Origin of the sequence: Lunatibacter salilacus, from assembly GCF_009797935.1 — a bacterium.
Taxonomy (GTDB): Bacteria; Bacteroidota; Bacteroidia; order Cytophagales; family Cyclobacteriaceae; genus Lunatibacter; species Lunatibacter salilacus.
Genome location: NZ_VOLC01000025.1, coordinates 78,799 through 90,441, shown reverse-complemented (window position 1 = coordinate 90,441; position 11,643 = coordinate 78,799). Strand labels below are relative to the sequence as shown.

Genomic DNA, 11,643 nt, shown 5'->3' with positions numbered 1-11,643 from the left:
CTATCACAAGCCCCGAACATACGTTCGGGGCTTTTTTGCGTTTATAGGTTTTGAATACAATGGAATTATAGTACCTATAAATATTTGCGATTTGAGCCATCAAGTCGTTCATAAATTTCCTTTTTACCTAATAAAATTGCAGTTTTGCACAAATAATTTTTATATGGGTACAGTTTTCCAATCACTTCAATTAATCACTTCTGATAAAACCTCAGAGCCTGCGGATTATTTGTATGATGGACAAAAAATTGAGAAGATCTCTGCGAATTCAAATGACACCTCTCACGACTATTTAGACTGTTCAGGTTTATTGGGTTCATCGGGATGGATAGATCTTCGTTGCTTTGCAGGTGAACCGGGTATGGAATACAGGGAGACGTTGGAGAGCCTTTGCCAGACACTTGCGTATGGCGGCTTCGCCCAAGCGGTCATACTGCCAAACACGAAACCTGCCTTACAATCCAAAAATGAGATCGCCTTTGTACAACAAAGGGCGAGGCAATTTTTCCCTACATTGCATATTCAGGCTGCTATTACCAAGGATATCCTTGGCGAAGATTTTACGGAGATGCTGGATCTACATGACCAGGGAATACGGATTTTTGGGGAAGGAACTAACCCGCTTTCGCATTCAGACCGGATGACCAAGGCTTTACAATATCTTCAAAAGTTTGACGGAATCCTTTTTGACCAGGCCTATGACCCCATGTTGGCACTTTATGGGCAGATGCATGAGGGATATAGTTCCACGCTGTTAGGTTTGAAGGGTATCCCCACACTTGCTGAAGAAGTAGCTATACAGAAAAACCTGGCTATTTTAAGATATAGTGGGGGAAACCTGCATTTTCAAACTTTAAGTACGGCTGAAGGCGTAAGACTTATTCGACAGGCAAAAGCGGATGGTTTGCAGGTTACGTCGGACGTATCCCTGTATCAGTTGTTGTTTTTGGATGAAGATTTGTCGGATTTTAATACGGCCTTAAAAGTAATGCCACCATTTCGAACCCGTGAGGACAGGGAAGCCTTGGTCGAAGGTCTTACCGATGGGACCATAGATGCAATAGTTTCTAATCACATTCCCCATGACTTTGATTCCAAGCATATGGAATTCGACTTGGCCCCGTTTGGTATGGCAGGTATTCAGACGTTTGCTGCTGGCCTCTCTTTATTGGAAAAGGAACTGGGTTGGCCACTGCTGATTGATAAAATCACCAAGGGACCAGCGCGGGTGATTAAGATGGAAGAGGGAGAAATGCGCAGTCTAACGGTATTTGATCCCAAAGCTATATGGAAATTTGATGCGGCTTCTAATCCCTCTTTAAGCCAAAATTCACCTTGGTTCAATGCTGAAGTAGCTGGTAAGGTAAGGTATGTAGTGAATGGACAGAAAATGGTGAAAATCGATGAATAGGTATTTCAACGCTGCTTATCCATTTGGTTTTACAGCGGGTATTTTGTGTGTTGTTGGATTCTTGTTGATGTATTTATTGGAAATTGAGCCTATAAGTATGGTTCTTGTTTTTGGATATATCATCACGCCGGTTTTCGTATTCATTGGTATAAAGCAGTTTAGGGATAAGTTTAACGGAGGTGAATTGTTTTTCGGGCAGGGTATGACCGTTGGATTCTTTGTGTACACATTGATGGCAGTGATTTCGGCAACTTTTATTGGGGTTTTTATTGCGTTTGAACCTGAGGTTTTTGAGACCTTTAAAAGTATGAATATTAATTTACTCAATGAGAAGCGGGATATCCTGGTTGAGCAGCTAAACCAACAGGCATTTGACGAAACCTATGTAAATATCCAACAAATGACTACATGGGACGTAATAATGAATGATTTTTTGAGAAAAGTTATTCCGGGATTGTTCTTTACAATTTTAATTTCTATAATTTTAAAAAGAACTTTAAATACTTAATCGTCATGGAAACATCTCCTATTGCTTATGCTGCCAAAGTAGGCGTATATATCGGGCTCATTATGGTGATAATCACTCTCCTGTTATATTTTGTGGACTACACTTTATTGGTTTCAATGTGGTTTGGGATTCTTGCTTTGATTTTGTTTTTTGGCCTTATTCTTTATGCTGGGTTTAATTTCAGGAAAGCCAAAGGAGGCTTTTTAGCCTTTGGCCCTGCTTTTCAGTTTGCCTTTGTAACCCTGATAGTATGCGGTGTTATTGCCATGTTGGGAAACATACTTTTATATCAAGTGATCGATCCGCAACTTCCAGAACTACTCGTAGAAAGCCAGCTAGAATCAATGCTGTCGATGATGGACAGGTTTGGGGCTGGGGACAGCATAACAGGTGATCAGATTGATGAGATGCGTGGAGGGCTGGAGGTAAACTATACCCCTGCCGGACAGATGAAAAGTTTTGGGATAGGCCTCATTATATATGCAGTCTTGGCCCTGATAATCGCTGCCATAATTAAAAAGAAGGACACTTCATTGGACTACTAATTTTGAATGCTACAAATATCCGTTGTCATACCAGTTTTCAATGAAGAAGAATCCCTGCCGGAATTGACGGCTTGGATAAGTAAGGAAATGGAAATTCATCAATATACTTACGAGGTAATACTGGTGAATGATGGCAGTACGGATAGGTCATGGGATGTGATAAAGGAATTGGCAAACAAGGATTCGCGGATAAAAGGTGTTGAATTTATCCGTAACTATGGTAAATCCGCTGCTTTGGATGTAGGCTTCTCAAAAGCCCAAGGCGAGGTGGTCATTACTATGGATGCCGACCTGCAAGACTCTCCACAGGAGATTCACTCACTCTATCAAATGATATCTAAAGAGGGATATCATTTAGTATCTGGTTGGAAAAGGAAACGTCATGACCCGATTAGTAAAACCATTCCTTCGCGGTTCTTCAATGCAGTCACCCGCTTGATATCCGGAATAAAGCTCCATGATTTTAATTGCGGCTTGAAAGCCTATCAAAATAAGGTTGTCAAAAACATTCACATTTACGGGGAAATGCACAGGTATATCCCTTTGATTGCCAATTGGCAGGGATTTGATAAAATAGGTGAAAAGGAGGTAGTCCATAGACCTAGAAAATATGGCTACACAAAATTTGGATTGGAGCGCTTTATTAATGGATTTCTTGACTTGATATCTGTATCGTTTGTCAACCGTTACAAGAAAAAACCCATGCACTTTTTTGGTACTTTGGGTACCATTTCCTTCCTATCTGGCTTTATCATCACGATCAAACTAATCATAGAGAAGATAAATGGCCTTAACAAAGGGATACCTGTAAGGGAAATCACTGAACAGCCGCTGTTTTTTCTGGCCTTGGTCGCCCTTATAGTTGGGGTACAACTGTTTTTGACCGGTTTTTTGGCTGAGATGATGACGTCAAACAACTCCCATAGATCGGACTACACTATTTCCGAGGAGATAAACTTGCTGGAATAATGTTTTTTTCCATCATCATTCCAGTATTTAATAGACCTGATGAGATTGTGGAGCTTCTTGAAAGTATTAGTCTTCAGGAGAACATTCTATTTGAGGTCATCGTGGTAGAGGATGGCTCCACCCTTACATGCAAGGAGCGTATAGCCCCTTTTAATGAGCGTATAAACCTGAGCTATGTCTTTCAAGAAAACACAGGGCAGGGTTTTGCCCGAAATAGGGGCATTTCTCTTGCTAAAGGAGACTTTTTTATATTCTTCGATTCCGACTGTGTCTTGCCAAAGGGGTATCTGGTAAAATTATATAGGGCCATTCAATCCAGAAACCTTGATGCCTTTGGAGGACCGGATGATGCGGGTGAGGGATTCTCTGCTTTTCAAAAAGCCATGAACTTCAGTATGACTTCTTTTTGGACTACTGGGGGGATTCGGGGCAAAATGAAGGATCCGTCAAAATTTCAGGCCCGTGGCTTCAATATGGGGTTTTCCCGGAAAGTGTTTGACCGGGTTGGGGGATTTATTGACCCAAATATGGCTGAAGATATTGAGATTAGTTTGCGGATTAAAAAAGCTGGGTTTCGGTTGGAGTTGGTACAGGAAGCCTATGTGTTTCACCATAGAAAAAACACGTTTGTTTCCTTTTTGAGGCAGAGCTTCCAATTTGGCAGAAATAGAGTACATATTTCCACCTATCATCCAGATGCGGTTCAGTTTGTCCACGTTTTACCAGTCCTATTTCTATTGGGCTTGTTTGCAATCCCGCTAGTTTCACTTCTTAGCCCCGCCTTATTCCCGATTTTGGTCGGAGTATATTTATGTTGGGGGCTGGGCGTGGTGATTTCTTCCACATGGGGTAACCGTTCTATTTTAGTAGGCACCCTTGCATTTGTTACGTCTGTCGGACAGCTAGCGGCGTACGGTGCCGGATTTTTAAGACAGTGGTTGTACAAATAAACTGATCTTTCTCCCTATATCTAGTATTCTAAGCTCCTTTTCGGCAAACGAAGATAATTTCCTCAGGGGGTAGTCCATGCCGTTTGACTAGGTCGGCAGGTATGCTAGTTACAAAGGTATCTTCCTCAATCTGAAGTCCCGATTTGCGTAGCCGGGCTGCATAGTCCTTACCGTATTTTCTCACATGGTCTCTTTGTCCAAAAACTCTTTCGCGTTCAACGGGATCGGTGATAGAATCGTCCTCGACGGTCTTCTCCATGGAATAAACGGGAGATTGTATGATACCCCAGCCACCATATTTTAACACTCTATTGATCTCTTTACACGCGGCAATGTCGTCGGCGACATGCTCCAGAACGTGATTACAAAAAACAACATCAAAACTTTGGGCTTCAAATGGGATATGATGTATATCCATTTTTACCTGCGCCAGGGGTGATTCCAAATCTCCTGTGATATATTCCAAATTGGGCAATTGGTTAAATCTATCGATAAAACATAGTTCCGGTGCCACGTGCAGGACCTTAAGATCATCTTTGAAAAACCCAGTTTTTTCTTCCAAAAAGAGCCACATGAGCCTGTGTCTTTCAAGGGCAAGACAGTGAGGACAGAGTGCATTTTCTCTTGCTTTTCGACCATAGGGCAGGAACTTTCTCAGCCTATGCCCGCATACATTGCATAGAACGCTGTCACCGCGGTAAAAAATAGCAGCCACTCTCAGAAACAGATGGCTGAATAGCTGTAAGTATTTACGGGGAATATAGCGGATCGTCCAGCTTATTAGTGTCTTCATTGGGATTCAATATGGGAAATTTGAACTCGCAAGGTAAACATACTTCCTAAATTCCGCAGTACTTTCCAGTAACCGGGTGATCCTTATGAAGAAAAAACCCTCCAGGTTTCAACTGTTTAATTTGAACAACTAGCAGATTATACACAAAACCTGGAGGGTTTGCGGATTTAAGGTACTTTGAAAATTATCCGTACCGATACCGTCATCTCCACATTTGTCTAAAATTTTTTAGGTAATTGATGTTATATTATGCCTTCTATGGATGTTTTGGAATGGCAGCGTTTAGACACGCAATTCAGTCCATCTACATGGTTGTCAGATAGAATTTATGTTAGTGGTGATATAAAATGCTTACTGGGAAAGTTTTTGCCATAGAAAAGTTTAAATTTGTAGTTATAAATTACAAATTGATGAATAAGAACCTATTATACGTACTCGTTGGGAGTGTCATTGTTATTGTCATTTTATACTTTTCATTGGGCTCCAGTGGTCCGGGAGGGATCCATGACATTACAGCCTCAGTCGTACAGGGTAAGTTTAAAGTCGAAATTACCACAACCGGAGAATTGGAAGCCCTCCGATCTGTTCAGGTGTTTGGTCCCAGTGACGCGAGGAGATTTAGGATCGGAAATTTCACCATTGACAAAATGGTGGATGAAGGAACTGTAGTAAAGGAAGGTGATTTTATCGCATCCATTGATAAGACGGAATTGTTTGGTCGAATTGAAGATAAGCGCCTTGATCTTGAACAGACAAAAGCCCAGTTTGAACAAATTCAATTAGATACTTCGCTTAACTTAAGACAAGAGCGGGACAATATACTTAATATGGAATATATTGTTCAGGAACAAGAACTAATATTAGAGCAGTCCCAATACGAACCACCTGCGATAATCAAACAAAATCAATATAACGCTGAAAAAGCTAAGCGTGAACTTGAACAAGCAATCGAGAGGTATCGGATCAAGACACTTCAAGAACGGGCTAGAATGATTGAAATTGGGTCCAAACTCAGGGAGGTGAATTTGGAAGTGGATCAAATGGTGGAAGTTTTAGATAAGTTTGTAGTAAATGCTCCCCAGGATGGGATGGTCATCTATGTGACAAACAGAGGATCTAAAGTGAAGGACGGATCTCAGATAAGCTCTTGGAATCCTGTTGTCGCGACGCTTCCTGACCTTACTACTATGCAGAGTATTACCTATATCAACGAGGTGGATATCCGTAGGGTAAAAATCGGGCAGGAAGTAGAAATTGGATTGGATGCATTTCCTGATAAAAAATTTACCGGCAAGGTAACTAAAGTGGCAAATGTAGGTCAGCAACGTCCAAATTCTGACGCAAAAGTTTTTGAGGTAATTATACGGGTAAATGAAAGTGATGACCTCCTACGTCCGTCCATGACCACAAGTAATGCTATCATTGCGGATGAACTGAATGATGTCATGTACATTCCTTTGGAAGCCATCAACGTAGAAAATGACAGTATTAATTATGTCTATTTGAAAAACGGTGTTAAGCAGGAAGTTCTGATGGGACTAACCAATGCCAATGACGTAGTTATTGAGAAAGGGTTGAATCCAGGGGATAAAGTATATCTTTCCACGCCCAGTTGGGGGGATAATTTAGCAGTGAAGTTGTTGGAAGAATTGAATGGAAAAAGAAATTTGGACTTGGATGCGCCCAGGGTTACAGCTGACAGAAGTCAAGGATTTTTAAAAGAAGGTATTGAATAATTTTTTAAAGGGATTAGGTATATCCAATAGACGGCTTATGTTGAATGAAAGGCTATTAGCCAACCTTTACATAGCATTTGAAGCAGTAGTGGCAAACAAGTTGCGTTCCCTGTTGACCGCCTTGGGGATTATATTTGGGGTGGCTGCTGTAATTGCGATGTTGGCAATTGGCAACGGTGCCCAGCAGGAGATCCTCGAACAAATAAAGCTTGTCGGGGTCAATAATATTGTTGTTGCTCCAATCGTAGAACAAGTCGAAGAGGATGTCGATGAGAATAGTAGCTTGGATCGGGAAAAAGGAAAATTCTCCCCGGGACTTAAACTTCAGGATGTCGATGCTATTCTAACTACAATTCCTGGGGTTAAGAAGATCAGTCCCGAGATAGTTTTTGACACATACATTGTCAAAAGTGGACTACGCCGTTCCGCAAAGTTAGTCGGTGTTACCCCATCTTATTTCGATGTTTTGGATTTCAGACTTAGAGAGGGTCGGATGTTCAGCGAAAAGAATCTTGTCAAGGGCGATGCTGTTTGTATCATAGGAAGAAGCGTACAGAGTAAGTTTTTTCCCAAAGAAAATCCCATAGGAAAGAAGATCAAAAGTGGGAATCAATGGCTGGAGGTAATAGGTATACTAGAGGAACGAGTAGTAACTGAATCCAGTATTTCTAAATTGGGAATTAGGGACTTCAATATGGATGTCTATATCCCCATACAGACCATGCTGGTTCGCTATAAAAACAGAGACTTGGTGACCAGTTCGGCATTGATGAGCGGCAATAATCAATCTAGCAGTTCAAATTACCACCAGATAGACAAACTAGTGGTACAGGTTGAGGAAAGCGAGCTACTTAATCCTACAGCAGAGGTAATTTCTAAACTATTACAGAGACGTCATTTCAATGTGGTGGATTTCGAAATTACCATACCAGAACTACTTTTGAAGCAACAACAACGCACCCAAAATATTTTTAATATTGTGTTGGGGGCAATCGCCGGCATATCATTATTGGTAGGAGGAATAGGGATTATGAACATCATGTTGGCCTCTGTTATGGAAAGAATAAAAGAAATAGGACTAAGACTTTCGTTGGGAGCAAAAAAATCCGATATTGTGAATCAGTTTCTTTTTGAAGCTGTGATGATAAGCGTTTCAGGTGGTATCATTGGCGTGATTCTAGGTGTCGTATTGGCACATATGGTGTCAACCTTTGCCGAATTCCCAACCATCATTACCATGCCGTCGATTATTCTCTCCTTTGGAGTGGCTGCGACGGTGGGATTGGTGTTTGGAATTGCCCCCGCCCGAAGAGCTGCAAGCCAGGATCCTATAACTTCTTTGCGATATGAATAAAAAACTAGTACTAAGCCTACCAATCTTTTTCTTCTTGACCTTTTTTACGACCTACGGTCAGGAAACAGTTAGTTTTACACTTCAGGACATCATTACCCGGGCAAAATCCCAGTCCCCTGCTTCGCTTCAGGCTGAAACAAGGAGGGAGAATTTTTATTGGGGGTATAGGTTTTACCAGTCCAATTACAATCCCCAACTTCGGTTGTCAGGGACCGTTCCAAGTTACAGACAGGAATTCAGTAATGTAGAGCAGCCGGACGGGTCCATAGAATTCAGAGAAGTCCGTCAAAACTTGATGGATTTGGAATTGGGACTTGTGCAGGAAATTGCAGCGACCGGCGGAAGAATTTCAGTCAACAGCAGTACCAACAGGTTTGATAATTTCATAGCCTTGCCAGGTGCTCCTCAGACCAGGTGGAGTGGAGTCCCGATGAATGTGCGCTTGAATCAACCAATTTTTGCTTTCAATCCACTTAAATGGGACAGGAAGATAGAACCATTGCGCTATGAGGAAAGCAGAAGGGGATATGTGGAAGATATGGAGGCAATTTCCCAGCGGGTTTCTGAGATGTTTTTTGACTATTTGGTAGCCCAAGTAAGCCTGGATATCGCTACCATAAACCTGAACAATTCAGAGGAAATTCTTAAAATAGAGCGGGGAAGGTATAATATAGGAACGACCTACGAGGATAAACTGCTCCAAGTGGAGCTCCAAGTGCTGCAAGCGAAGCAAGACTTTGCTAAAGCCAAGTTGGAAATGGAAACGAATTCACTACGGCTTAAATCCTACGTAGGGCTCAATGAAACGCTGGCACTGATTTTAATTCCGCCGGCAGAAATTCCAGCTTTTTCCATCAATGTTGAAGAAGCGATTGACTATGCTTTTCAAAATCGATCCGATGCTCTAAATTTTGAAAGGCAACGCCTGGAAGCCGAGAGCGACGTTGCTCGAGCGCGTGGTCAACGATTCACGGTAAATTTAAACGCAAGTTTTGGATACAACAACGCAGCATCTGCGTTAAATGATATATACGTGAATCCAAATACCCAGGCCTTGGTAAATCTAGGATTTCAAGTTCCCGTTTTAGATTGGGGAAGGAACAAAGCTAGAATGAGTATGGCTAAAGCAAATCAAAAATTGGTTAATTATACAGTAGATCAGGAGATCATTAATTTTGAGCAAGAGGTGTTTACCAAAGTGAAAAACTTCGAAATGCTTCGGGATCAAATTGAAATTACGGAGCTATCTGATCAGGTGGCAGAGAAGCGATACGAGATTTCTTACAGAAGGTATCAAAATGGAAATGTTACAATTACTGATTTGGGAATTGCGCAGGAGGAAAAAGACAGGAACCGACGGGCGTATATAGAGTCGCTTAGGGAGTTTTGGACGGCTTACTATGAAATGCGTGCACTCACCTTATATGATTTTGAGAGTAAGCAAAGGCTCTATAGTGAAGACCTCCCTGCTAAATAGGATCCTTATAATCTTTTATGATAGATGTAACCTGCGCTGTTATTTCTTATGGCAATAAAGTTTTGGCCGTTCAGCGTGGACCAACCCAGGATTTGCCCGGCAAGTGGGAGTTTCCCGGAGGGAAAGTGGAGCAAAATGAATCTGAAGAAGAATGTTTGATTCGTGAAATCAGGGAAGAGCTTTGTTTGGATATCCAATTAAATAGAAGACTACACCCTGTGGAACATGTATATGATAGATATACCATTCGTTTAATACCTTTTACGGCCACCATTCTTGGAGGGAAAATCCTTCTCACAGAGCATCAGGATTACACATGGCTTTCTCCGGTAAATTTGGAATCAATTGACTGGGCTCCGGCTGATTTGCCGATTGTTTATCAGTTGCAAGACAATTGGAAGTCGAGGTGATGATCCATATAGAGAATACATTCGGATTAATTTGTTTTTCAAAATCCTGAAAGAATATTAGATAAATACTTAGATGTCCTTTTTTATCTAGATGATAATCAATTGTCTGGTTTTTTTAGTATTTTGTAGAAAAATTTTTACCATACCCCTATATCTATGGAAAAAGACGAAATATTGCCTGAAGATCATTCTTCCAAACCGCAGTACACAGGACGTAGGCTTGTAATGATGGAGCCTGGGTCAAGTAATAAAAACATCAGTGATGCAGCAAATAAGGTTTCATTACGGCTTGCTTTTTCATCAGATTATAAGAACCATGAAGAGGATTATGCCAATGCTTTTGATGAGGCGGATGGAATTGTCTTTGAAAAATTCGGCATAGCAGTCATCAATGACCATCATGAAGGGGAGATCGGAGAGCTTACAAATGCACCCCTAGCTAGAAGGGTGTTTTTATATGATGAACCAGAAAGATACCTTTACACTCTAAATTCAAACCCATTGGCCAATATGGGAAGATCTTTATGGGGTTTTATCTGTTCAATTTTCGGATTGCGTAACGACAGAAACCCTATTTCAGATCCGGTAAATCCCCATCCTATTTCCCTTCCAGATTCATTTAGTGATAATTCGGATTCCTATTGGGGAATTCAATCGATTGGATTTCAGAACAAAAGCTATTCGGGCAAAGGGGTTAAGCTTGCTATTTTGGATACGGGCATCAATGAAATCCATCCGGATTTTACAGATAGAGAAGTTGTTTCTAAGTCCTTTATAGCGAATGAAAAGGTAAATGACCTAAATGGTCACGGGACACATTGTACGGGAATTGCGGCCGGGTATACCCAAGGAGAAAATGGAATTCGATATGGCGTGGCAAACAAAGCTTCCATTTATGTAGGCAAGGTTCTTTCCAACGCAGGACGAGGACCAGATAGTGGGATTTTGGCGGGGATGGAATGGGCCATGAGAAACGGATGTAAAATTATATCCATGTCCCTTGGTTCCTTCATGCGGCCCGGACATACTTATTCCAGAATCTATAATGATGTTGCGAAAATTGCGCTGGATCAGGGGACGTTGATCATCGCTGCTGCGGGAAATGATAGCCGAAGATCCCAGAAAATTATTCAGGCAGTCAATCATCCAGCCAACTGCCCGAATATTATGGCAGTAGCGGCTATTGACAGATTTTTGAAAGTGGCGGACTTTTCATGTGGATCGGTCAATAAAGACGATGGTCAGCTGGTGGATATTGCGGGGCCTGGTGTAGCTGTTTTCAGTTCATCTAAGAGCCCTGAGAATTACATTTGGGACAGCGGAACCTCTATGGCAACACCCTTTGTGGCTGGTGTGGCGGCTCTTCTATGGGAGATACATCCGAAAGCAACACCTTATGAAATATGGGATATGCTGAAAGACCAGGCAAGAAGTCTACCGTTGTCTATCGATGATGTAGGAGCTGGCTTGGTACAGGTGCCGCGATAATT

The 11,643-nt window shown here is 41.6% G+C and carries 11 protein-coding genes; 10 read left to right on the top strand and 1 reads right to left on the bottom strand.

Features of this window, described 5'->3' with window-relative positions; genetic code table 11:
• Positions 1–163: 163 nt before the first annotated feature.
• Genes FQ608_RS24705 through FQ608_RS24685 form a run of 5 tightly spaced genes read left to right on the top strand, consistent with a single transcriptional unit; the run spans position 164 to position 4,383 of the window.
• Complete coding sequence (locus tag FQ608_RS24705) at positions 164–1,411, top strand: dihydroorotase (protein WP_158861168.1); 1,248 nt, start codon at positions 164–166, stop codon at positions 1,409–1,411.
• Positions 1,404–1,919, top strand: a complete 516-nt coding sequence (locus tag FQ608_RS24700) for a DUF4199 domain-containing protein (protein WP_158861167.1) — start codon at positions 1,404–1,406, stop codon at positions 1,917–1,919. The genes FQ608_RS24705 and FQ608_RS24700 overlap by 8 nt, the downstream gene beginning before the upstream one ends.
• A gap of 5 nt (positions 1,920–1,924) precedes the next feature.
• Positions 1,925–2,464 (top strand): DUF4199 domain-containing protein, encoded by a 540-nt coding sequence (locus tag FQ608_RS24695; protein WP_158861166.1) that lies wholly within the window; start codon positions 1,925–1,927, stop codon positions 2,462–2,464.
• 6 nt (positions 2,465–2,470) lie between these two features.
• Entirely contained in the window at positions 2,471–3,433 is a 963-nt protein-coding gene (locus FQ608_RS24690) for a glycosyltransferase family 2 protein (RefSeq protein ID WP_158861165.1), read from the top strand.
• On the top strand, positions 3,433–4,383 hold the full coding sequence (locus FQ608_RS24685; protein ID WP_158861164.1) for a glycosyltransferase: 951 nt from the start codon (positions 3,433–3,435) through the stop codon (positions 4,381–4,383). Before FQ608_RS24690 ends, FQ608_RS24685 begins: the two co-directional genes overlap by 1 nt.
• A gap of 28 nt (positions 4,384–4,411) precedes the next feature.
• On the opposite strand, the gene FQ608_RS24680 is transcribed toward FQ608_RS24685, so the two are convergent.
• Positions 4,412–5,176 carry a class I SAM-dependent methyltransferase gene (locus FQ608_RS24680; protein WP_158861163.1) on the bottom strand — a complete coding sequence of 255 codons (765 nt, stop codon included), beginning with the start codon at positions 5,174–5,176 and terminating at the stop codon, positions 4,412–4,414.
• 410 nt (positions 5,177–5,586) lie between these two features.
• Between FQ608_RS24680 and FQ608_RS24675 the strand changes: the two genes are divergently transcribed.
• The 5 genes from FQ608_RS24675 to FQ608_RS24655 all read left to right on the top strand — a co-directional run bounded on the left by FQ608_RS24675 (position 5,587) and on the right by FQ608_RS24655 (position 11,641).
• Entirely contained in the window at positions 5,587–6,912 is a 1,326-nt protein-coding gene (locus FQ608_RS24675; protein WP_158861162.1) for an efflux RND transporter periplasmic adaptor subunit, read from the top strand.
• Positions 6,913–6,949: 37 nt separating this feature from the next.
• On the top strand, positions 6,950–8,266 hold the full coding sequence (locus FQ608_RS24670) for an ABC transporter permease (RefSeq protein ID WP_158861173.1): 1,317 nt from the start codon (positions 6,950–6,952) through the stop codon (positions 8,264–8,266).
• The gene (locus FQ608_RS24665; RefSeq protein WP_158861161.1) at positions 8,259–9,743 is read left to right on the top strand and encodes a TolC family protein; all 1,485 of its coding nucleotides are present in this window, start codon (positions 8,259–8,261) and stop codon (positions 9,741–9,743) included. The genes FQ608_RS24670 and FQ608_RS24665 overlap by 8 nt, the downstream gene beginning before the upstream one ends.
• 17 nt (positions 9,744–9,760) lie before the next feature.
• Entirely contained in the window at positions 9,761–10,153 is a 393-nt protein-coding gene (locus FQ608_RS24660) for a (deoxy)nucleoside triphosphate pyrophosphohydrolase (protein ID WP_158861160.1), read from the top strand.
• 156 nt (positions 10,154–10,309) lie between these two features.
• Positions 10,310–11,641 (top strand): S8 family serine peptidase, encoded by a 1,332-nt coding sequence (locus FQ608_RS24655; protein ID WP_158861159.1) that lies wholly within the window; start codon positions 10,310–10,312, stop codon positions 11,639–11,641.
• Positions 11,642–11,643 lie beyond the last annotated feature (2 nt).